At 45.2% G+C, this 22,315-nt stretch carries 23 protein-coding genes and 1 pseudogene; 2 read left to right on the plus strand and 22 right to left on the minus strand.

Annotation, left to right across the window (positions count from 1 at the left end; all coding sequences use genetic code 11):
• Positions 1–17: 17 nt before the first annotated feature.
• The 4 genes from DCCM_RS08645 to DCCM_RS08660 all read right to left on the minus strand — a co-directional run bounded on the left by DCCM_RS08645 (position 18) and on the right by DCCM_RS08660 (position 4,815).
• Positions 18–1,775 (minus strand): adenylyl-sulfate reductase subunit alpha, encoded by a 1,758-nt coding sequence (locus DCCM_RS08645; protein WP_231702709.1) that lies wholly within the window; start codon positions 1,773–1,775, stop codon positions 18–20.
• Between the two features lie 17 nt (positions 1,776–1,792).
• Positions 1,793–3,295 (minus strand): SLC13 family permease, encoded by a 1,503-nt coding sequence (locus DCCM_RS08650; protein WP_104372020.1) that lies wholly within the window; start codon positions 3,293–3,295, stop codon positions 1,793–1,795.
• A gap of 293 nt (positions 3,296–3,588) precedes the next feature.
• On the minus strand, positions 3,589–4,236 hold the full coding sequence (locus tag DCCM_RS08655) for a Crp/Fnr family transcriptional regulator (RefSeq protein WP_307718807.1): 648 nt from the start codon (positions 4,234–4,236) through the stop codon (positions 3,589–3,591).
• A gap of 336 nt (positions 4,237–4,572) precedes the next feature.
• Complete coding sequence (locus tag DCCM_RS08660; RefSeq protein WP_104372021.1) at positions 4,573–4,815, minus strand: hypothetical protein; 243 nt, start codon at positions 4,813–4,815, stop codon at positions 4,573–4,575.
• Positions 4,816–4,991: 176 nt separating this feature from the next.
• Here DCCM_RS08660 and DCCM_RS08665 point away from each other — a divergent pair, with 176 nt between their 5' ends.
• Positions 4,992–5,360, plus strand: a complete 369-nt coding sequence (locus tag DCCM_RS08665; RefSeq protein ID WP_104372022.1) for a helix-turn-helix domain-containing protein — start codon at positions 4,992–4,994, stop codon at positions 5,358–5,360.
• Between the two features lie 117 nt (positions 5,361–5,477).
• Here DCCM_RS08665 and DCCM_RS08670 read toward each other — a convergent pair whose 3' ends face one another.
• The 10 genes from DCCM_RS08670 to DCCM_RS08725 form a co-directional block, all read right to left on the minus strand.
• Positions 5,478–6,824 (minus strand): TolB-like translocation protein, encoded by a 1,347-nt coding sequence (locus tag DCCM_RS08670; RefSeq protein WP_104372023.1) that lies wholly within the window; start codon positions 6,822–6,824, stop codon positions 5,478–5,480.
• Between the two features lie 920 nt (positions 6,825–7,744).
• Positions 7,745–8,299: a DUF1638 domain-containing protein gene (locus DCCM_RS08675; RefSeq protein WP_165792080.1), complete on the minus strand. Its 555-nt coding sequence runs from the start codon at positions 8,297–8,299 to the stop codon at positions 7,745–7,747.
• 59 nt (positions 8,300–8,358) lie between these two features.
• A complete protein-coding gene (locus DCCM_RS08680) occupies positions 8,359–8,691 on the minus strand; it encodes a hypothetical protein (protein WP_104372025.1) in 333 nt (110 codons plus the stop codon).
• 53 nt (positions 8,692–8,744) lie between these two features.
• The gene (locus DCCM_RS08685) at positions 8,745–10,325 is read right to left on the minus strand and encodes a sodium:solute symporter family protein (protein WP_104372026.1); all 1,581 of its coding nucleotides are present in this window, start codon (positions 10,323–10,325) and stop codon (positions 8,745–8,747) included.
• Between the two features lie 34 nt (positions 10,326–10,359).
• Positions 10,360–11,298, minus strand: coding sequence for a pterin-binding domain-containing protein (locus tag DCCM_RS08690; RefSeq protein ID WP_104372027.1), 939 nt, complete (start codon positions 11,296–11,298; stop codon positions 10,360–10,362).
• 23 nt (positions 11,299–11,321) lie between these two features.
• Entirely contained in the window at positions 11,322–12,917 is a 1,596-nt protein-coding gene (locus DCCM_RS08695) for a sodium:solute symporter family protein (RefSeq protein WP_104372028.1), read from the minus strand.
• A 40-nt stretch (positions 12,918–12,957) separates the two neighbouring features.
• Positions 12,958–14,103, minus strand: a complete 1,146-nt coding sequence (locus DCCM_RS08700; protein ID WP_104372029.1) for a uroporphyrinogen decarboxylase family protein — start codon at positions 14,101–14,103, stop codon at positions 12,958–12,960.
• Positions 14,103–14,759, minus strand: coding sequence for a B12-binding domain-containing protein (locus tag DCCM_RS08705; protein WP_104372030.1), 657 nt, complete (start codon positions 14,757–14,759; stop codon positions 14,103–14,105). Before DCCM_RS08705 ends, DCCM_RS08700 begins: the two co-directional genes overlap by 1 nt.
• Positions 14,760–15,250: 491 nt before the next feature.
• On the minus strand, positions 15,251–15,994 hold the full coding sequence (locus tag DCCM_RS08715; protein WP_165792081.1) for a GntR family transcriptional regulator: 744 nt from the start codon (positions 15,992–15,994) through the stop codon (positions 15,251–15,253).
• Between the two features lie 477 nt (positions 15,995–16,471).
• The gene (locus tag DCCM_RS08725; RefSeq protein ID WP_104372037.1) at positions 16,472–17,407 is read right to left on the minus strand and encodes an MDR/zinc-dependent alcohol dehydrogenase-like family protein; all 936 of its coding nucleotides are present in this window, start codon (positions 17,405–17,407) and stop codon (positions 16,472–16,474) included.
• A gap of 131 nt (positions 17,408–17,538) precedes the next feature.
• On the opposite strand from DCCM_RS08725, the pseudogene DCCM_RS19225 reads away from it, so the two are divergent.
• Positions 17,539–18,093 (plus strand): annotated as a pseudogene (locus DCCM_RS19225) (efflux RND transporter permease subunit).
• A 141-nt stretch (positions 18,094–18,234) separates the two neighbouring features.
• Here DCCM_RS19225 and DCCM_RS08735 read toward each other — a convergent pair.
• The 8 genes from DCCM_RS08735 to DCCM_RS08765 all read right to left on the minus strand — a co-directional run.
• Complete coding sequence (locus DCCM_RS08735; protein WP_104372033.1) at positions 18,235–18,669, minus strand: YkvA family protein; 435 nt, start codon at positions 18,667–18,669, stop codon at positions 18,235–18,237.
• A gap of 332 nt (positions 18,670–19,001) precedes the next feature.
• A complete protein-coding gene (locus DCCM_RS08740) occupies positions 19,002–19,934 on the minus strand; it encodes an HNH endonuclease (RefSeq protein ID WP_104372034.1) in 933 nt (310 codons plus the stop codon).
• Positions 19,935–20,032: 98 nt separating this feature from the next.
• Positions 20,033–20,224: an HNH endonuclease gene (locus tag DCCM_RS19230; protein ID WP_231702710.1), complete on the minus strand. Its 192-nt coding sequence runs from the start codon at positions 20,222–20,224 to the stop codon at positions 20,033–20,035.
• Positions 20,200–20,805, minus strand: coding sequence for a phosphorothioated DNA-binding restriction endonuclease (locus DCCM_RS08745; protein ID WP_231702711.1), 606 nt, complete (start codon positions 20,803–20,805; stop codon positions 20,200–20,202). Before DCCM_RS08745 ends, DCCM_RS19230 begins: the two co-directional genes overlap by 25 nt.
• A gap of 162 nt (positions 20,806–20,967) precedes the next feature.
• A complete protein-coding gene (locus DCCM_RS08750) occupies positions 20,968–21,237 on the minus strand; it encodes a helix-turn-helix domain-containing protein (protein WP_207655566.1) in 270 nt (89 codons plus the stop codon).
• Positions 21,238–21,284: 47 nt separating this feature from the next.
• Positions 21,285–21,596: a type II toxin-antitoxin system PemK/MazF family toxin gene (locus tag DCCM_RS08755; RefSeq protein ID WP_307718808.1), complete on the minus strand. Its 312-nt coding sequence runs from the start codon at positions 21,594–21,596 to the stop codon at positions 21,285–21,287.
• A gap of 44 nt (positions 21,597–21,640) precedes the next feature.
• Positions 21,641–21,889 (minus strand): hypothetical protein, encoded by a 249-nt coding sequence (locus DCCM_RS08760; protein ID WP_104372038.1) that lies wholly within the window; start codon positions 21,887–21,889, stop codon positions 21,641–21,643.
• A gap of 134 nt (positions 21,890–22,023) precedes the next feature.
• On the minus strand, positions 22,024–22,315 hold a 292-nt coding region (locus DCCM_RS08765; RefSeq protein WP_123057288.1), incomplete at its 5' end, for an SIS domain-containing protein.

Raw genomic sequence — 22,315 nt, forward strand, 5'->3', positions numbered from 1 at the left:
GCTTAAACCTCCTGTACTCAAGCTTTTAAACGGTCTCCGGGAATAATCTGCTCATATGGGCGGGTGAACATTTCAACTTCCCCGGTTTGGGGATTGTACCGGGAGTTGACGAAACAGTCAAACTTATCATCTTTCTCCGGAAAATCGGCGCGTGTCTGCCAGCCCGGCCACCTGGTTTCCTCCCTGAACATCAAATGGCGCACCAGTGTTCCGGCAACATCCAGCCTGTCGATAATTTCGTGAGCCTCCATCAATTCATGCAGGTCACGGGCCACAAGGTACTTTACCTGGTCTTTCATTATCCCGATGTGGCGCAGGGCATACTCCAGGCCTTCTTTATTCATGCGGAAAAACTGGTGTACCCCGCCGGCATATTCGTCCATCAGGCGCTGTAGCCTTTCCTCCATTTCCCTGGGCTTCACTCCGTCACCCACCGCCGCCTGCCTGAACCCGGGGGCAAAGATTCTTTCCTTTTCCCGGGCAAGCAAGGCTTGATCAATTTCCCCCGGCTCCACGCCGGCAACAAAATCCACCGCCGCCCTGGCGGCCAGCAAACCTTCCGCCGCGCAGCCGCCAACAAACTTGTTGGGCGTGCCCCCGGCCACGTCGCCGCAGGCGTACAATCCGGGGAGCGTGGTGGCGCGCCTGACATCCACCCAATACCCGCTGGCCGTGTGACCCCCGACAATGTAAGGATCGGACCCGTATATTTCAATGGGATCCTTGCTCAGATCCTGGGCCCTGCCGGCAAGAAACAGAACATAGCTGGGACGTTCGTTAAGATAATCATATTTCATGTCATGAATCTGCTCTTCGGTCATATTGGTGGTATCCACATAACAGGGGCCGCGTCCCTCGCGCCATTCATCCATGGGAAGATTCGCCCTGATAAAACGGGGGGCGGCGTCCCCGCCCAGGTGGGCATAGCGGGTTTTAAGAATCTGCTCGCCCTTGCAGTTGATCATGGGAGTTTTATAACCCACGGAAATGGTATCAATGGGTCCGTTAAAATCCTTTGTCCTGGTGGCGCACCAGCGCATTTCAAAGGTGGTCATTTCCGCCCCGGCCCTGATGCCCATGGCATAACCGGTGCCCACATTAAAGGGGGAATACCAGAGCTGGTGATGGCTGTCGTTGCCGTCGTTCTGGTAGGGCTTGTACAGTCCCGCCGCCCCGCCGGTGGCGATTATGGTGACCTTGGCCCTCACGATGTAAACCTTGCCGTCCCTTACCCCGAAACCAATGGCGCCGATTATTCCATTTTCATCAGTCAAATAATTGGTGGCCACCACCCGGTTTATTACCTGGCAGCCGCATTCCAGGGTTTTCCTGGCCAGTATCACTTTCATTTCCGAGCCGCTGATGGTTATGTCCCATTTGCCGCGGGTTTTGTACTCTTCGCCGTCTTCCTCGTACTTAATGGGCATGCCCCACTCTTCCCACTCTTCTATGGGCTTGTTCAGCACTTCCGCCATTGTAATGGTTAAATCCTCCCGCAGCAAACCACCGGCCTGGGAACGGCTCCAGCGCACGAAATCCTCGATGGTGCGCCCCTTCTTTATATAAGTGTTGATGGCGTCCATGCCCCCCGCCAGGCAGCCGCTGCGGTCAATATGGGCCTTTTCCATCAGTGTTACCCTGAGTCCGGGATTGAGGCGTTTTGCCTCAATTCCGGCGAAGCATCCGGCGTTGCCGGCTCCGATAATTAAAATATCCGTGTCAATGCGAACCTCTTCGATCTGTCGCGGGTCCTTCGGTAAAGCAGCTCTAACCACGTCCATCCCTCTTTTCCTTAATTTGCAACCCAGATGGGATGCCCCGTTATTGCGTACCAGGGAACCATAACAAAGGTCATATATAAAATCACCATCAAAGTAAGGGGAGCGCCAACCTTGACAAACTCACCAAAGGAGAACTCCTCGGTGCCATAGGCAATGAGACAGGCGGTAACCGAAATAGGCAGCACAAAGGCATAGCTGTCCACGTTTAGCACCGCCATTGTAAAAGCCACCGTGTTTAGCTTGAGCATCGGCGCCAATGCCGCTATAACGGGAGCCATAAGGGTTACCGCGGCCACGTTGCTGACAATGCCCAGGCGCAGAATTTGCACCACGGTGCAAATAAATATGGTAACGCCTATCCAGCCCCAGTGGGGCGCCACGCCCACCAGGTGGGAGGCCAGCCATTTATCAACGCCGGTACTGCTGAAGGCGCTCACCAGGGAAAGCGAACCGCAAAGCAAAAGCCAGGTGCCCCAGATTGTATTGGACTGCACCTTCTTCCAGCACAGGCTTGTCAAACCGGGTATGAACAATAGCATTACCACGATTATGGTGCTGATTGAAGTTCCCAGTTTATGATATTGATCCGTGGCCCAGAGAATAATCGCCAGGGAAAAGGCTGCCAGCACAACCCACTCGGTGCGGGACATCCTGCCAAGCCCGGCGCTTTGCTGCTTGATCTCCTGAATGCCGCCGGGCACCTCTATGTTTTTGGTTTTCATAATCCAGTTGGCCCAGTAATAAATAATGACCAGTACTCCCAGAAGGGGCCAATTCATCCATGCCCAGGTACCCCAGGTAATGGCGTTGCCGCCCAGTGCCTGGTTAATGGTCTGGGCCACAATAACGTTTGACATGTGGCTGTGCATTAATATGGTGCCGGAGGCCAGAGAGGCGAAACCCACGCCCACCATGGTAAGCACCTTCCGGGCACTTACCCCGTCCCCTTCCCTGCCGAAGAGATTATTTAAGCCGGAGATTATGGGCAGAAAAATGGCCCCCCGGGCGTTGGTGGCAGGAACCAGAACCGCGGTTACCAGATGGGCGGCCATAACCCCCTTTAAAACACTGCCCACTTTGGGTTTTACCCGGGAAACCATGCCCAGGGCGATTCTTCGATCAAGACCTGTTGTTTGCATAATGGCGGCCAGGATAAAGCAGCCCAGAATCAGAAAGGTCACGTCCTGTGTAAAACCGGCAAAGGCCTGGGGCAATTTGGGAAGCGCCCCGGTTAGCTTCAGCAGCAAGGGTATTCCCAGGCCCGAAATACCTATGGGAAGACCATTGGTCAGCCAGATGACGGAGGCCCAGCCCATTACCGCCAGGGCCGCGCGGCCTTCTGAAGTCAACCCCCCGGATACCGGGACAAAAATCAAAATTGCGGCAAATACCACCCAGGAAAGAATAAAACCGGGCAGAGCGTAGCTGCGTTTCGCACCGGATTCCTTGCATTTGGTTTCATCCAATAATCTCTCTTCTTTGCTTGCCGGACCTGCCGGTGAAGGTACGGACATCTAAAAACCCCCCATCGTTATAAATCAGAAAATCAGGCTGTGTAATTTTGAAATAAAATCACCCCTCTTATATGATTTACCTGTGATGGAGATAATTTTAACGAACCTCGTTCCGCAATTACACCGTCACCCCGACACATTTTCGTCGTCTGGACGACAGTTTCACCGTTATCCCCCATTCACCGGCGGAAAGGTTTTGAGCTGAATAACAACACGGCTGCCCGTGGGCGCAAAGACCAGTTCCTCCGGGAGAAAAATATCCGTAAAAAAAATAACCGGTTTCATTAAACCGGTTACCCAATCCAGCTATTAAGCTTCCTTATATTAACCCCTGTTATTTCCCTTCCCTTATATTTTAGACAATCATCTTCCTTAAGTAATTGAAGTAAAGTTGAAACTGTCTGCCTTGAGGAGCCCACCAGGCAGGCCAGCTCCTCCTGGGTTACATTGAGCTTCACGTTAATGTAATCTCCCTCCTCTGAAACGCCCGCCCTTTCAGCCATATTCTTCAGCACAACCGCAAGACGGCCCTGCACCGGATTAATGATGAAATCATGGATGGTATTTTGCGCCTCCCGCAGCCTGTTTGCCATCAGATTCAACACCTTGGCGCTAAACTCCGGGTTTTTCGCCAGCATTTTCATAAAGGCGTCCCGCCAGATAATAAGCAGGGATACATTTTCCATGGCCTCGGCGCTGTATTCCCTTTCAGCTTCATCGCTCAAGACCTCCGCCAGCCCGATGAAGTCCCCGGGGTAACGGAGAGCAACCGATACCTGCCGGCCATTCAAATTTGTCCGGAATATTTTTACCCAGCCGCTTTTTATAAGATATATTTCGTTGGACCTCTGACCCGTGGCAAAAATAATTTGTCCCTTGGGAAAGTTTAGCGTGGTCCCGATGGACTCGAGAAATGTCTTTTCACCGTCCGTCAAACGCAAGATATCACACACCTCTCTTTAAAGCATTCCTTTATGGCCGGAGGAATGTACCCAACGTATTTTACCGGCTGTATTTGGCATTATATTTTTTGCTGGAATAATTATATAAAAATGATCTTGTTATTGGTAGCCATATTATCTGTCCGCCAGATAACTGCTGCAAACCGGACCGGGACTGTTCTTTAAATTTACTGTCAAACAGGCCGCCCTCCGGTATCGTCATCTAGTTTATCCCCTTTACCTTAGGTAAAAACGCCGGCAGCACTACATGCCCGGAAGGAAAACTCCCATAGCAGGCATTCGCCCTATACGATACCCCCAGGCTAATTTAACAATTCAACGGCAGATACCACAACATCCCCGATTACAGAACCTGCCTGCCTCCATACTCTTCGTTCCCAACTCCTGGTAATAAGTCCCTATACCCCTAGCCAGTTCGGCAGTATCCCCTGCGAAAAGAAAAAACACCCTGGCGAGTTCCAAAATATCTTGAGGTTTCTTTTTTTCCAACACCGCAGTATGCCACTGCCTGGCATAATTATAGCCTTGCTCAAAATCGCTCAAATATCGTTTGGGCATCCAACTGTCCTCCTGAGGTCTTTTTACTCTCTCCGTGCCACTCCCTGAAAAAAGATAATCTTACACATAATTCTACATCAAATATTGGCTATATGCATATATTAAACTTATGCTTCTAGCAAATTCAGATGCGGCCAAAATTTGGATAGAGTATTACAAAACGGGGCGTGAAAAAAGTGAAGAAAAATATTGAAATAGATAACAAGGCTGTTGGACAGAGAATAAGGGAAGAAAGAGAAAAATTCAGACTTTCCCGGGAAGAGTTTGCGGAAATCCTGGGACTTTCGGATTACTATATCGGACAACTGGAACGAGGAGAAAGACAAATGAGCCTCCCTGTTTTAGTAAAAATTGTTAATTGTTTGCACATATCTTTGGATTATTTAATTTTCGGTAAAACATCTGGTGGTGTTTATGATAGTAACAAAGATACGGAGTTAAATAATTTACTCAATAAATGCTCACCAGGAGAGCTGGAGATAGTAAAAAAACTTATAAATACTATCCTTCCTTATTTATGCAAGAACCAACCCTTTTCTTCATAAAAAAATTTGGCTGGAACTTCCCTGGTTTGGAAATTTCAGCCTTTTATACTTGCTTCCCGGCAAAACTGTTCAGATGTTATTGGGGGAATTAAAATTTTCCTAATCGTTGTTTGATAACTATTTATACAATGCCAAAATATCGGACCGGGAAATGTAACCATAATAGCCGAAAGAGTCATCGGTCTTGGGAAAAGGACCTGCTATTTTAACCGGACTTCCACCATTGCTATTGACCAGCCAGACGGAGTTATCCTTCAGGTATATAATATGAGAACCATTTTGGGACCATAGCGGGCGGCTGATACCTGCTCCGGCCTCATTTATCCGCCTGGCATTTTTACCATTGGAATCCGCGACCCAAAGGGTTCGTGTTTGCTCCCATGAAGCAACCCCCTCAGCGCCAGAAATACCTTCCTTTTGCTCCACAGCCTGCACATATGCAATGTATTTTCCGTCAGGGGACCATTCCGGATCCAGGGAGACTGCACCGGGTTTCTGAGGCAAATCAACACTTTTCCCTGTTTTCACATCGCATACCACAAGGGATTTATTCTGCCAAATTTCCCGCCCGGTACCTTTGACAACAAGAAGATTGCTGCCATCCGGCGACCAGGAAACCCATTCAGGATAACCTAAAGAAGTTGTAAGCAGCCGTGGTTCTCCACCTGCCGACGGTAAACTGTAAAGCCCCACTCCATCAGCCATAATGGAGGCTGAATGAACAGGGTCGATCTGGAAAAGCAACCCCTTACTATCAGGCCACCAACCGGCTAAACATATGCCGCTTTTCTCGGCAACATACAGCTGAATAGGTTCCTTCCCCGCCAGCGGGACGATATATAAGGCGTCACTGCGATCTTCAGGATGTTTTTGATCATAGGGCAGTGTTTCCACATAGGCTATAGTTTTGCCGTCGGGTGACAATACACCCGGTTTATCGTTAACTTTATTAGCAGTATCACCGGGGCGGACCATATATAACCCGTGCCCGCTAACCGCGACAACAAGAACGTCGGAAGCGGGCAGCCAGGATATTTGATTTAAACCAACCGGCATTGGCAGACCGGTTACTTCATATGCCCGGCTTCCGTCCGGTTTAGCAATAAAAATTTTACCATCATTCATGTCAACGTCGCTATAGCACATATATGCCAGCCACTGCCCATCCGGTGACCACATTGGTCCCCTGGCCTGACCGGCATCACTTATTTTGTTCAGGTCGCCGCTATCCCCGTCAAGAACGTACAGCAGGCCATTTTGAACAAATGCCAGCCGCCCCTGGCCCTTAAATGCCTCTGTGTTGACTTGCGGTAAATTGGTTTTGGAGTTGTCTTGTTGGGTAGTCCGGGTTACATCTTGAATCTCTGAGTTGTTGCCGCAGCCCGCCTGGCTTAATAACAATATTAGCAACAAGGGCATAAGCAAGAAAACAACTGAACTTTTTATTTTTTTGGCTAATGTCACTTTTTCATCTTCTTCCGTAAAAATGTTATTATAGGTTTCTTCTGAATTTTATGGACGATAATGGTTATATATTTGTTCCTATGTGTCCTGTTGGCTATTCCGATGTGATTTGAACAGTGAATACGATTCAATTTAACCACCCCGTCCGATTTAATTCGAAAAGCAAGACGGTTCTTTTGCTTCCCCGGTATCTTGCATATACCATACCAAGTCTGGCTGGTAAGCTTGTTGATAGTCACCTCGGGGAAAAGTAAACACCAACCACTCGGGTATAATGTCGGTTATTCAGTCGCTAACTACCACACTGCTCCGGTAAAAGTTACCCGTCATCCCTCCCCGCCGGAATACCCAACTTAATGGCATCGGTAGGGTTTATCCCCATTTACTCGGCTCCGTAATAAAACAGCAGCGCCCCAACGATTTCTCATGATGAACACCTCGCTGTTTTTTTATTTCACACCAGCCATTTTGTGTGTCCATCAATTCGGGGTAAGGTCATTAAAATACGCGGGAGACATTCACTGAAATAGTTATAACGAAATCTACAAGTATTCCACAGCGTGGCCCGGAAAATAAACAAATTGTGCACAGCATGACTTCCGCATGGGGCTCAGATACAAAAAAAGTTATTGATGACCATATGATGCGGCTAATTATTGAGAAAGAGTTCAACTGGTAAATAAAAACCCTGTCCAGCTGTTATGTCGGACAGGGTTTTTGAGCGATTTTTACGGTCATGAATTGTGGGCAGATTGCGGGGCAAATATACTGAACAGCGACAACCAAGATATTATAGTGCCCGATTTTCTTTGGTATAATCGCTCTAGGCCTTACTTTGCTTAAGGCCAAAAAAATTTTTACACCAACTTGGGTTTAAAGGCTAAACTTTACTCGTAATGCTCGGCCCTTCTTACCTAGTCTTAGAAAGCCTGAAAAAAATTGTTGTATTCTCTCCTCAATACTTCTAAATTTCCAGAATGATAAATTAAGGGCTTATTTATAACTGAAGAAAACTCTTTGGCTAAAATATTCTCACTTTCTCCGACGGGCTCAATGTTAATTTTAACTATCCTCTCAATGGGCTCAAACCATCTTTCCAATCTTTTTATGGATTTCTGATCCAGCTGGCTGTTATCCTTTTTTCCCAAAAAATATTCTTTCCAATGCATAGCGAGATACGGAGTTAAAAAATAGGTTCCGGCCGACATTTTTTCATATTCACTGTCCCCGCCAATTAGTATGGATGCACAGTTTAAATCCTCAAGACTATAAACACCCAGGTAATTAGTACCGACATGTAAAAAGCATTTTCCATAAGCAACAAATATTTGCATCTTATCCTTAAACAGAGATACCAATTTGTTTATTTCATTTCTTAATGCAACTGGGTTGCGGTGACATTGGGAACTAATCACTTGCATGACAAAGGGTATGTTTTTTTTCTCCCTGGCCACGATACTCATTTCCCTGGCCATGGACTCGCAAACTATGATGGCTACCTTATTGCTGCTTAATGAGGAGGCTTGCATGATGCTCACCTTTCACTATCCAGCTTTTCCTGCAGTTTCAGGTCTTCTATGGTAGAGCTGATAGTTTGAAATACAACCTCAACGGAAAAGCTCAATCCGCCCATGGCGCACAACCGAGAAAGCCTTACAATAGCTTCCTTAAGATGTTTTAGATGAGGTATATTTTCTTTTATTTTTCCATAATAGCCCATCTCAATACTCATTCTTTTATGAATGTCCGCCAGTTCTTTGCTACAGAAATCCAGTTCAAAAACCCAGAGGGGAAATGATTTTCTTGGATTATCCCTAATTATTTTGGCAACATCTTTTAGCCTGTCAATAACTGTACTGTAATTCATTATCATTTCCCCTTGTATCATAATTTACTAATTACCAATAACAATTAACGGACTTAATTGGCAGTTATTTCTTTTTGTTCCACCCGTTTGACCAAGAAAATCACTGCCAAAAATAAGAACGATAGTGAGAAACAAATGAACGCCGCCATTAATTTCATATTAATAAGTGCCGGGACCAGGACTATGGAAACAATTGCGCCGGCACAACCGGCAAGGCCAAATATTATCCCTGTGGAAGAAGAGGCAAACCTTATTTGCCTGCGGTATTCCCATAAGGTGCCAAAAGTCACCACGATAATCGCCACTATCATACCAACAAACATTGGATGGGCGCCAAACAGGAAAGCAGGAAATTCAATCAGGTACCAGGCAATGCCGGTGATAGATCCCGCCAAGGCTGATGTTATGGCAGCTTTTTTGGAAATAAGCCCCCAGAACAGGCCGATTAAGATCAATGGGAATAATGCGGTATTTCTCAATACAAAACCTACAATGGTCCAAAATTCCACACCACTGGGAATCAGCACGGCAAAACCAATGGTAAGAAAAGCCAGAATGACAATGGATATTCTGGACACCTTGATTAACTGCTCTGATGACGCATTCGGCACAAAGTAGCGGTAAATGTCATTGGCGGCCACTGTTCCGCCTGAAAGAATACAGGAAGATGCCCAGCCCAGGGTGGTAAAATAGAGGCCTATAACCACAATCGTTGACAAAACAACCGAAGGCATACTGGAGGCCAGCATAGGCATTGCCTGGACTGATTTAATGGTTGGGAACATAACCTTGGCCGCCATTCCTACTAGGGGAGCCAGCACTATAATGGGGACAAAGCCAAGCGCCACATAGATAACTCCTTTTTTACCCTCATTAACAGTTTTACAAGACATGACAATCTGCAGGGCGGCCTGAGCCACAAAGGCATTAGTAATAAAGGTAAAGAACCACATAATTGTAGTGTTTAAATAGCTAAAGCTGGGCATTATGCTGAAATATCTGGGCTCAAGCTGCATAATATTAGCCCAGCCCGCCATTTTGATACCCATCACGGCTGCTACCAACAGGGCCAACAACTGTCCAACGGTCAATATTTTGCCGTTGTAGGAAAGAGCATGCATACCGCCCAGGGTGGTGTATACCAGGAAGGAAGCCACCGTAAAAATAACTGAGGCCCAGACTGACCACCCCAAAATGGCCATAAAAAAGGCTGAGGCGCCTACAACGGAACTGACCGTAAAGATGGTAAAGTTAAGGGCAATGATAATCCCCGAAAGCAGCCTTAAAAACGGTGAATCAAATCTCTGGGATATAAAATCCGACAGAGTGATCATGGCTAGTTTTCTAAATGCTCCTCCGGTAATGAAAAGGATCAACACAAACATGGTCATTCTTGCTATGCCAAACCATGCTCCGGCAATGCCGTTACTGTGGGATAATTCCACTATGCTGGCGATGGTGTTGCCTCCCCAAAAGGCAAAAAGCGAGAAAAAAATACTCCAGGCGGTGAAGGAACGCCCCCCCACGGACATGTCCTCGTGTGCTTTGACACGTTTTTGGGCAAGTACCCCTATATAAGCCAGCACAATTATGCTGATCACAAGAAATGTGATTTGTATCATTTGATTTGACATTGGTCAATCATCTCCCATAATTGCTGTTAATATATTACAGCACCACGAACATGGGATGGGACTCCGTGTCCGGGCTCACACCCAAATACCGTGATCCGTATACATTGACGGCATCCACCATGGCACAAGCCGGAAAGACCCAGTTGGCACCTTCAATGGGGCCAAAGAAAAGAAAGTTACAGCCCTTGGCCACTAAGTAGGCGTTAACTGTGGCGTCAACCGCCCTAAACTGTTCAATGCTTACATTGGACCTATCCTTAAGCCACGCGCTTGTATAGGTAGCATTGGAAGGTGCTGTTCCCACGGGAACATCCAGCTTTTCCTTGATGATTTTGACAGAGTGTCCGATCAGGCCGACGCTGGACATGTCCAAAGTGGGTATGTCCACCATTATTTTGTCGATCCCGCACTTACTGACAACAGCCAAAAGGCCTTCCATCTTATCATTTCCAAGCAGTGCCTTAAGCGGTCCGTCGGGCTTTTTTGACTTGGGGTTGTAGGCCTGCACCACGGCTGCTTCAACAGGCAGTTTGGCCAGGACTTTTATTTCCTCTTCAGTGCTGAAAGTATTAATGGAATTATAGACTATGTTATCCAGCATCCCGACTTCAGCCAACTCTTTAACCGCTGCAATCCTGGTTTCAGGTAGGGTTGAATTGATAAGTACCGGTGCATCGGTAATTTTTTTAATAAACTTCACATAATTAATTAACGCCTTATGGGTAGTACCAACAACATCCAGCATAAAACCAATACCAAGTTTGCCGGATAAATTAACACAGTTGTGAATGAGTTTAGCTGCCTCCAGTTCGTCAAATTCCCCGGTTTGATCGTTTTTAACAATTTTATGACGCATATAAAATATGCTCCCTATGAGTACCGAGGGTATCTGGCTGTCGTTTCCACCGATCCTTACATTTCCAATTTGATAAACACTTTGAAAACCGTTAACTTGTCCCTTCAGTAAAACCAATTAATCTACCTCCTTGCAACCGATCATGCCGATGAACGAACGGGCGCATCTTCTTTTTTGAAATGTACAAAGATAATGGCAACAGTAAACAAACCCATGGTAGCCAGGAAAATAAGATTCCCGAGCAGCCCCGTGACCTGAAGAACACTGGTATAGGCGGCTGTCAAATAGGCGCATAACAAGGTCAAGGCCAGGCATAAGAAACCAAAACCAGAATTTTTTTCAAAGCTAATGGATATCTTTTTCCTATTCTCGACAATTGAAACGAGAACCAAAGTCAATATGCCTACGCTCATGCCAATCCACATGGGATGTACCTTCATATAAAATGCGGCCGGGCTGAAGTTGCCCAGGTAATACCATGTAAAACCTGCGCTGGCCCCTAAAATCATGGTCATTATGGTGGCTCTCCGGGAAGCTACGGGCCATACCAGCGCCGCGATGGTGGGGGCAAAAACAGCCGAGTTACGGAGGTTAAAGGCAAATATGTTCCACCAGGCTGCCTGCTCCGCCCGCATAAAACCGTAAACAATCAAAACCCCGGTCAGCAGTGCAGTGGCATAACCTCCATAACGGACCAGCTGTTCATTGGAAGCATTTTCGTTAATTGACTGGAAAAAATCTTTACCCAGGCTGGTACCCCCCGAAAACTGGCAAGGTCCAGCATAAGCTAGGGCTGCGGCCCAGACACCGAGGAAAACCAGTGCCGCAACCGGGGCCGGAGCGGCTTGCAATATGTATTGCGCAAAAGCAATCAATCCTCCCTTAACGTCCGGAACCGCCAGCGCCGTGGCCATGCCAAGAATAGCCGGAATTACTGTCAAGGGAATTATTCCCAGAATTGCTATGCCGGTACCTTTCCTGCCGGTTTTGGCATCTTTACAAGCCATAATCATTTGAATTACAGCTTGGGCAATAACGGCATTGGTCAAGAAATTAAATATCCAGACCAATATTGTTCCAGTGCCCACCGTAAAGGGGGCGCTGTAGCTGGCGGGCAAAGTAGCCAGCTTGTCAAACCCCGTGTTCACGGCCACAATAACCAAAGCCAGCACCAGCCCCAGGTACATGGTTGCAAGGTTGAGCAGTTGGGTTATACCCACTGCAAACATCCCCCCTAAAAGTACATAGGCCAGTATGATCAGACTTGTCACGGTAACACTAAGCCATATGGGCCAATGCAGGGCTACCGTAAGGACTGATGATGCCCCCACCACGGTGGCAATGGAAAACATAGGAAAAGTGATGCCGATAATTAGAGAGGAGATGGCCCGGACGGTATTGCCGTATTGATCCCCCAATACTCCGGAAAAGGTTACCATGCCAATGGATTTATACTTGGGCACCAGAACAAATCCGATCATGGCCACCATGATCATGGTGGCCACTCCGTACCAGACCGCTGAAATACCTTTGGTGTAAGCAGTTTCAAGGACGGAAATAAAGGTGGCCGCGCCCCAAAAAGCGCTGACGCTGCCTACAATGTACAGAACACCAAAAGAGCTGCCCCCCGAAAAATAGCTTTCTCCGCCGGTAATTTTTTTGCGACTAACCTGCCCAAGATATATCAGTAAAGCAGTATAACCAACCATAAAGGCCAGTACCCAATAACCAATCACTGTTTACCCCCCTTTTTGGTTCTTAGACCATATTAAACCTTTAGCCCACGGGGCACTTTCCGTATTTTCTCATGGCCTCCATGTAGGCCTTTACCAGTTCGGGCTTTGATGTATCATTCAGCATATTGGGTCCAATCTGGAAGTAGCCTTCAAAGTCTTTAGCGTATTTTTCAATATATTCTTTTACCTGAAGTTCCAACTGTTCTGGAGTGAGGTTTGCAAAAGAAGCCGGATCGATACCAAACCAGAGCACAGCCCCATACTTTCTACACAGGTTTTGAATAGCCACTATATCCAGTTTAAGGGACCAAGGAGTAGACACGTGAATGATATTATTTCCTGCAATTAGTGACTTCTCAAGAAATTCTTCAAGGTCGTCGAGGGTTTCAAAGCCCGACTGGGAATGCCACCGCGCTCCGGAGGGGGTAAGGTGGCCGAGGGCCTTTTGGATTTTCATATAGGCAGGCATAAACACTTCTTCATACTGCTGGGGACTTACCATGGAGGGGGAACCGGCAGCATCCGCCATATGTACACCAGTTGCCCCAAGGTCCAACTGGGCTTTGGCAAAGGTAATAATTTGATCGGCACAGAAATCCAGTAACCTGGCTACAAATTCAGGCCTTTTCTTGACATCCACTACAAATTTGCTGCCGCCTCTGAGAATGGAGGCCAACGAAACAGGCCCGGTACAATGCCCCAGGACGGGGTAAATATCGCCAATTTTTTCTCTCAAAAGTGCTATGCTATTCAGGACTACAGACAGCCTGCCATCGTTGTACGGATCAATTGGCCTAAGTTGCTCCAGATCTTCAGGGCGTTTAATCACTGCACCCACGGGCACCGAAACAGCATCTTCATGCATGGAAATCGGACAGCCCCAAACCTCGGGGATTACGGAGTATACATCAACGTTTGTCCAAACTGTATCATAGCCAAATTCAACCAGACCGGCCAGCAGGGATTCACATTCCTTCAAGTGATCAGTTTCAATATCCTTAACTGTATAGTTCACCAGATACCTGGGATATTCTCTATAAAATGCCCATGCCAGCAAGCGGTCAGGAACAGAATTGTAAATGTGTACGGAATTAAACCTTTCCAAAGGTGTCAGATATTCTCCGGAATTCCTTACATTTTGATGTAGCTGTTCGGCCAGTGCATCAATTTTTTCGGTTGAGCGCATTATTGTACCCCCCTTAGTTGTTCCATGAGACTTTCCGCCACTTTAACCGCTTCGTTACCATCAACGGCCCAAGCATCGGTACCGGTTTTTTCAGGTGTAGACCGGTTGGTGGCGGCACCGCCAACCAATAACTTAATCTTTTCCCGCAGTCCTTCCTGTTTTAACAACTGTTCAGTCTCGGCAAAGTATTTAACAGTCTGCAGCATGGGCGAACCCATTCCGACGATATCGGCCATAACCTCCCTGGCTTTATCAACAAACTGACGGGGAGTAACATTTATACCTAGATCGTAAACCTTGAACCCGGCTCCGCTCAGCATGGCCGCCACTATATTTTTGCCTATTTCTTGACTGCACTCCTGAACCACCCCAATAACCACGGTACCCTTGGACTTTTCCTTCTGCACCTCAAGGAGTGGTTTGAGTTGTTCCAACGCATCGGTCATGGCCTCAGCTGAAGCTGCCAAATCAGGCACAAAGTACTGTTTACGGTCATACCTGTCCGATACGATCTTCATGCCTTCAACAAGACCCATATCGATTATTTCATAAGCGGAAACCCCCCGCTTTAGGGCATCCTCAACGAGTTCAAGGGCATCTTCGCTTTCCCCATCTACAACGGCCTGGATAAGTTTTTCGAAATCATAGTTTTCCACTGCTCTTTCCTCCCCTGTTTTTTGGTATCAGTCATTAACTTATCAATTGTCTCAAGCATCAATTTGCTTTAATTGGGAAAATACAACAACACACATGTATAAATATCCCTCCTTTTGGTGTAATTATTTATAAAGCATCGGCTTTATTTTTGAGGTTTATATGTATAAATGTCTATATCATTTAAAGCAAAAAAAGAAAATAAAATCTGCCGCGAAATATTAAAACGTACCTCCTGCCGTCTTATAAAGTGTTCTATTATGCTTGCCCTGGAAAACTGGGAAAGCAAGGATCCCAAAGGACCCTTGGCAACCTATCCAAGTGCTATTATATTTTGCAAAATATCTTACATTCACTGATGACACTGCGCAGAACCTCGTCATTTCAATTAGTTCATGTTAGTTCTTTCACTTAAATGGGCTTAAACTTTTCCTTGTATTGCACGCATTGGTGGTCAAGTTGTTTAAATGTATATACCACTAAATTGAAAAAATTACCGGTTAATTTTAAAGTAATACCTACACCTATCCCCTCTCACAAAAGCCTGGCCACATACAACAGGGATACCTTTTTCATCATATAAAACCCTGTCCAAAACCAGAGCAGGGGATCCAACATCTATGCCAAGTAATTTAGAATTAATCTCCCCGGCCAGAGTTGGCTCAATATATGCTTCAATTCTAGACAATCGGGTGTAATAAACATTGGCTAGAACCTCAACTAGCAGGTGGGAAGTAAAATCATATGTTTCAAGACCTGAGAATCTTTCCTCGGGCAAATAAGAATCCTCAATTATCCAGGGTTCATCATTGGCAAAACGAATTCTTGAAATTTTAATTAGCTTTGCTTTACTGCTCAAGGCCAATCGGTTGGTTATCCTTTTTTTGCCAATAATCACACCGGAAAACAAAACTGCTGAACTAACCTTCAAACCCTGGCGAAGCATACCTTTACCAAAGCTGTAATCCCCTATAAGGTCATGATCTAATACCGGGTGTTTGATCACCGTTCCCTTACCTTGCTTACGGCTTACATAACCCTTGCTAACCAGGTTATTGATGGCCTGCCTAACAGTGCCTCTACTAACATTAAATTTATCGCAAATTTCTCGCTCCGAAGGTAAAACATCCCCGGGCTTTAAATTTCCCCGTTGAATTATTTCGCATAGCTGTTCAGCTAACTGGTGATATAACGGAAGTTTACTGCTTTCGTCCAAATTTATATTAAATAATACCATACTTTCCCACCTAGAAATGTCTTTTTTATATGTATTAGAAATACTGAAATAATCAACTGGTATATACATTTAGAATTATATATCACTCCTTAAGAAAAATCAATAATTAAATTTGCAACAGTGCCACCCCTCATGTAGGCAGAAATAATTGCTGCCCGGGCGGCTCTGGAGACATGAATGAATAGGACAGAACCCCGTCTACCAGCTATTGTACTACATGCAGGGCCCCCTAGGGTCTCCTGCGGCGCCGTTGGCATTCTCAGCCTCTACTTCAGCCAGCTTTCCATAGAGTTCAATGAGTGCCTGCTGCCTCTCGTATGCTTCTATGCTCATTACCGCCATATCACCCACACCGTTTTTATAATAAAAACCGGCTCACGCTCCCTGTAGAAAAACTACGAGATTTCATTGGCGTGACCCTTAAGAAAGTTCTTTTCCTGCCTGTGGTTGGGCAGGCCTATTGTATCCATAAGCAGCTCATTCCATATCTCCACAGGTACGGGCTGTATTAAGTTTAAATAATACTTTCATGGAATTTCTAGTCTGAAAAGCTTTTTCGAATTCCTCCAATGTAAAAACATGGCTTACCAAGGACTCAACATTAACCAGTTTTCTCTCTAAAATCCTTAAGGCTGCGTCCATCGGACCACATCGAGAGCCCATTAGCGTTACTTCATTTACCACCCAGCCACTGGGGTTCATTGTCAGATTGCCTTGATAGGTACTTTTTAAAATAATCGTTCCTGACGGCTTAACAATATCCTGTGCAAATGACAGACCTTGGCTATTTCCAGTACATTCAGCAACAATATCAAAAAAGCCTTTATAATTAGCCCCGGTCAATTTGATGGTTTTTGCTATACCCTTTAAAAGTCTCAGTTTATCTTCATGCTTACCTATTACAGTTAAATTACAGCCGGTTAAGCTTAAAACCCGGGCAACAAGCTGTCCCAGCTTTCCATCCCCCAACACCGCAAAATTATGTGTCGGCTTTATATGAAATTTTTCTGTGATCTCCAGTGCGGCGGCCAATGGCTCCGCAAATACTGCTTCAGCATCCGTAACATTATCAGGCACAACGTATAGATTCTTAACCGGCAGGGTTATGTATTCAGCAAATGCTCCATCCTTACCCAGGATTCCAAGCACATGACGATTTTCACAGTGATGGTGGAAGTCATTTTTACAGTTTATACAGTTATTGCAGCCAATATTTATATCACCAACCACCCGCTTGCCTATTAAGCCCGGGTCCGGCGCTTGTTCAACTACTCCTACAAATTCATGACCCAATACTCCTTGAAATCCTTTGTACCCTTGAGTAATTTCAAGGTCAGTATTGCAAATCCCCGTCAGAATGACTTTAATTAAGGCTTCATCTGCTTGGGGTACCGGTTTGTCATAATCCTCCATGTATTTTAAGCTGCCATTAAAAAAACAAAGGCATTCCAACAATTTCACCTGCTTTTAGAATCTTCTTTGCGCCACATGGGAATGTTTCGCTCGCCACCTTCTAAATCTAATTTGCCGAACGAAGCGTCCCCATGCCGCCCGGATACCGGATTGAGTACGGCGGGGAGAATGAGGAGCGCATAAATGCCTTTGTCAGCATTGGAAGATTGTCGGTGGTGGTCGGATTATTGATCAATATAATCAGCGCCATGCAGTTTTATTCTCTGACCAAGCCAGCCATTGTTTTAATCTCGATTTATCTGGCCCTGTCGGGAGCATTGCTAGGACTGTTTATCACAGGCACGCCGCTGGGCTTCATGGCTTTGCTGGGAATAGTCAGCCTGTCCGGAATTGTGGTGCGCAATGGCATTGTGCTGCTGGATTTAATTGAAATTGGCCGCAAGCAAGGAATGTCCCTTAATGACGCCATTCGGTAGGCCGGCAAGGTAAGAATGTGGCCCATTTTATCGACCTCGGCCACAACGGTGTTTGGTTTGCTGCCAATGGTGATACTGGGCAGCAGCCTCAACCGCCCCATTGCCATCAGTATAATCAGCGGCGTGGTATTTTCCACCGTGCTGACACTGATTTTGGTGCCGAATGTATATTTATTAGTGGAAAGCATGAGCCGCAAAAAAGCTATTTAGGGATACCATACCACCAAAAAATAATTGACTGGATCCGTCGAATATGAAAGATCCAGTCTTTTTTAACATGCTTATATAATGTAGATAAATTTTCCATGTAAATTTACCGGCGATTTTGTCATACTCTTAGCACAGGACTAATTATTTAAACTTATTCTGAATCTTTTTCCATAAGCCAGACCCAACCATCTGATCCGCTACTCGCAAAATAGACTGGACCACCTCCAAGATATCTTTTTCTCCTGCCCAATTCCGCTTAACAACCTCAGGATCGGTGTTATTTATTATTGAATTTAGCACGTAGGCAGCAAGAGCTATATCATCAACATACCCGGCAGGCCCTAATATAGCCTCGGGTATAATATCAATTGGCGATACAAAATAGGCAATAGCTCCAGCCAGCTTAGCTTTATCAGCTACGTTCACTTCTTTTTCCATTGTTAATTTGCACAGCAAGTGAAACAAATCGGGAGTTAGCATAATATAGTCGGCCCACTTATTATCTGAGCCGTTTTTGCTGTTCAGCCAATCCTTTATTTTTACTCTCAGATTCTGGTAAAAATCAAGATCGTTCATTTATGTGCCCCCTTATTTATAATTTTACCAAAAGTGCATTATTGCTTCAATCACATCTTGTCTATTTTATTTTGGCATGGGAACGTTTCGCTCGCCACTCTATCTAATATGCCACCTCATGCCACCTCCGTCCTCATGCCACCCCCATATTCTTAAATAGGGTCAATCATTTCTGCATTGCAACAGTCCAAATGCGCTTCAATGGTAATTCAGCCTTAATGTCGTCCTCCAAACGCTCGTATTGTGTGAGAGGGCTTCCAGAAATTCCTTTTCCGTCCACAGGCGTACGTGGAAGAAACTTGTTGCGGGATCCTTTTGTGCGTTGCTTTATTTTAGCCAAGATAGACATTCTCATTGTGCCATTTCAAATACTGTGCATCGGGGAGCTGATCTTTTCGCTCCGGTAAAATAATGAGCTTGCTACCGTGATGAGTATAGTATTCTTTACCGTTTCCAAAATCCTCTTTGATTCTATGGCTGACTTCCACTCTAAAATTTTTATCTACAGTTATATATCCTCTGTCAAATAGTGTATGAAAATCTCTGCGAAGTAGCAATCCATTATTTATAGAATGAGGTCCGTTATGACCATATGGCTTGATATGTGCAGCCTCTAATACCGGCAAAGTCTTCTCTCCCGTAATCGCACATCTTCTCTGATAAGCATCTGTAATCAACACTTTGAATGCTCCCTGTCCGATCCGCGGTCGTATTATTTGCTCTTTCCCATATCGATTTTCACCAATATCCTCCTTTAATAGTTCCGGCTGCATCGTTCCTTGCAGTCTAAGTTTATCTTGAACCTGCTTATAAAGAGCCATTCCTGTAACTTCCTTAGTATCGTAAATTTTACCCTGGACAATGTTACGATTCCAGTCAATCGGAACAGGGATCCAGTCTTGCTTATCAAAATAAAAAGGCATGGATAAGATGATGCACCCTATGTAAGGATCAGGGTCAATCAACCGGTTAGTTTTCTTGTATTTGTAAATTCGGTTATTCAGCACTTGAAGGTTCTCGGCCCCATTGGCGATGCCAAATGCTTCCCAGGCTAACGAGGATGGCAGAATAGAAAACTTCAGAAAAAATCCTCCACCTACGATGAAATCATTCGGCGTATGAAGTTTGAATAAAAAAAAGTCCCCTTCAGCCAAGGCTTTGAAATTGGAACGACCCCCAGGCTTCCAGAAATTCACTTCATCACAATTTGCCTGCTTCAAAGTATTAAACCAATCAAAATCAGTGATCCCAACATACATCTTCATGGCAATCACTCCAAAAAATATGTAGGTGTATAAGGATTAATGTAAATAGGATAAAGGGCTGTTCAGAAGAGTAGGGGTAATCCCTACTTATATTCAAATTAAACTCCTTGGAACTTTAATGAGTTACTTATGGTAAACACACCCCGGTCAAATAATTTATGATGCATCGCGCATAATGCGATTCCGTTTTCTTCAAGATCCGGTCCCCCAGCCTGATGCCACTTAATATGGGCGGCCTCCACAGCAATTAAGGTATTCCCCAACCTCACATTAAAGCCGCAGACGCACATTTATACTCATAAGCCATTAAAATACGCTCTCGAAACTGGGGATTTCGGGACGGTTTTCCGGCTAAATCAAGATCAAGTCCAACCTCATTAAGTATATCTTCGTGCATAGTCTCCGGAAAATTTTGTTCCAATATGATGTTTGCGAATTCACGTATAAGCCTTCTATCCTTGGAAAGGAGGGAATATACTTCTTCAGTAAAACCTCCATGCGTATCATTTACCAAAAGTATATTATCGCTCCAATCCCTTTTTGTATCTATTTTATTTTTGCCGGTAATCTCCCAGCTCCCATCATTGGATAGACGCAGAAAAGGATATCTGGAAACATAACTGCGACGTGGAGGGCCAAATTCCATAAGAAGATGTTTAAGATTTTCCTTAACCTCTGAATAAGCAATCATCCTTGGCTGCTTTCTGTCTAACCGGCCAAGGGTATAAAGAAGTAATAGTGGCTTGTGTGGAGCCCGTTCCCCATTACGCTTCCACAGATTAATATTTGAAAAGATTGTTTTTAGCTCTTCAGACTCCATTTTAAATCTCCATAAAATCAGAAAAAATACTTTATTAACACTTTTCTTCAAATTATATCATAATCCTTTTTTAATTGCGCTATTAAAGAACAGTACTATCAGTCCCTGATAACAAAAGCCCGATTCCTTATTTAAAAAAGGAATCGGACCTTTCTTTCGCTATTAACAAAATATCAACGAACGCAGGGGAATTTTTAATCCTGCTCATTGTTTCTAATAGTCCCGCTGCTCCGCTGTCAATTTTTTGGCTGTTTCTAATAACCGCCGGAGTTTCGGATCTATCTCCCGCCTGTCTTCCGTGAAAAATTCAGCGAGGGTTATTCCGAGGGCATTACAGATAATTTCTATATATGCTACATCAGCAAACCTGTTATTTGTCTCCAGTCTGTTAATAACCGGCTGCGATATGCTCGTTATTTCATCTAGTTCTTTTGGTAGACAATCCTTTAGCTTTGCGTAATTCCCGTATACGCGCGCCAACATTCAATACAATCACCTATTCCAAAACAGAATAATAATTACTTTTAAATTTACCCACTAAAAATCTTAAGCAAACTTTTTCTTATGCGCTCATATATTTCCTTTTCCAGGCTGCCTAAATAAGCACGAACACGTTGGACATCAACCGTTCGTAACTGATCAATCAAGGCTATAGAATCCCGGGGAATTCCTGCCGTACCTTGAGGTATGTAATGATATAAGTTCGGATTTTTTATCGCCCAAGGGCCGCTTTGGGTTGTTAACGGAATAACAATAACTACAGGATAGCGAATCGCGCCCTTCGGTACACCCACCACAATAGCCGGTCTGCTTCCCTCCTGCTCGTGTCCTTTTAGGATTATGGGACGGAAGGGAAATCAAAAGAAGATCACCTGTTTTAATAATATTATCCTTCATTTTTTTGTTCCTCTTGAATTATCAAACCAACACCCGGTTGATACTTTACTTTTTTGCCCTCGGGTGGCCCATTTGATCCCCAATCATATGGAGGAAGGGCTCCCAGGTCTGCTTCCAACCAGAGATTATCTTCATTACTCTCTTTTAACAAATCTTCCAGGAACCTTTTTAGTAACATAATCTTATTTTCCGGTAAAGCATCTACCATCTCGTGCAAAATTTTTTTGGGTGCGCTCATTTCCGACATCCTTTCTATAAGCAAATAATATTGCTTTTCAATATCAACCCAATTTAGCACGCAACGACAATTCAAAAGGAGAGCAAAGAACTGCTCTCCTTTAATAATAACAGCTATTTTACCCCAATGCCATCCTACTCCACAGTAACCGATTTAGCGAGGTTACGAGGCTGGTCCAGGTCGCTCCCCCTGGCCACCGCCATGCGGTAGGCCAGCAGCTGCAGGGGCACCACCGAGAGTATGGGGGCCAGCACCGGGTGGGTGGTGGGTATGTGCATCACGTGGTCCACCACTTTCTCCACTTCCTTGATGCCTTCCATGGCCAGGGCAATCACCGGAACGTCCTTTACTATCAGGGCCAGGGTGCCGTGCTTCAGTTCCCCGGCGGCGTAAGCCTCGGCGTGGATGTAGGAGATTTCCTTCAGC

It is taken from the genome of Desulfocucumis palustris, from assembly GCF_002933875.1.
Lineage (GTDB): Bacteria > Bacillota > Desulfotomaculia > Desulfotomaculales > Desulfocucumaceae > Desulfocucumis > Desulfocucumis palustris.

What these genes read in the sequence shown, in the direction of transcription:
- DCCM_RS08650 (WP_104372020.1), bottom strand. Translation starts at nt 3,295, where the DNA reads ATGTCCGTACCTTCACCGGCAGGTCCGGCAAGCAAAGAAGAGAGATTA.
- DCCM_RS08660 (WP_104372021.1), bottom strand. Translation starts at nt 4,815, where the DNA reads ATGCCCAAACGATATTTGAGCGATTTTGAGCAAGGCTATAATTATGCC.
- DCCM_RS08675 (WP_165792080.1), bottom strand. Translation starts at nt 8,299, where the DNA reads ATGGCCAGGGAAATGAGTATCGTGGCCAGGGAGAAAAAAAACATACCC.
- DCCM_RS08680 (WP_104372025.1), bottom strand. Translation starts at nt 8,691, where the DNA reads ATGAATTACAGTACAGTTATTGACAGGCTAAAAGATGTTGCCAAAATA.
- DCCM_RS08685 (WP_104372026.1), bottom strand. Translation starts at nt 10,325, where the DNA reads ATGTCAAATCAAATGATACAAATCACATTTCTTGTGATCAGCATAATT.
- DCCM_RS08700 (WP_104372029.1), bottom strand. Translation starts at nt 14,103, where the DNA reads ATGCGCTCAACCGAAAAAATTGATGCACTGGCCGAACAGCTACATCAA.
- DCCM_RS08715 (WP_165792081.1), bottom strand. Translation starts at nt 15,994, where the DNA reads ATGGTATTATTTAATATAAATTTGGACGAAAGCAGTAAACTTCCGTTA.
- DCCM_RS08725 (WP_104372037.1), bottom strand. Translation starts at nt 17,407, where the DNA reads ATGGAGGATTATGACAAACCGGTACCCCAAGCAGATGAAGCCTTAATT.
- DCCM_RS08735 (WP_104372033.1), bottom strand. Translation starts at nt 18,669, where the DNA reads ATGAACGATCTTGATTTTTACCAGAATCTGAGAGTAAAAATAAAGGAT.
- DCCM_RS08740 (WP_104372034.1), bottom strand. Translation starts at nt 19,934, where the DNA reads ATGAAGATGTATGTTGGGATCACTGATTTTGATTGGTTTAATACTTTG.
- DCCM_RS19230 (WP_231702710.1), bottom strand. Translation starts at nt 20,224, where the DNA reads ATGTGCGTCTGCGGCTTTAATGTGAGGTTGGGGAATACCTTAATTGCT.
- DCCM_RS08750 (WP_207655566.1), bottom strand. Translation starts at nt 21,237, where the DNA reads ATGTTGGCGCGCGTATACGGGAATTACGCAAAGCTAAAGGATTGTCTA.
- DCCM_RS08760 (WP_104372038.1), bottom strand. Translation starts at nt 21,889, where the DNA reads ATGAGCGCACCCAAAAAAATTTTGCACGAGATGGTAGATGCTTTACCG.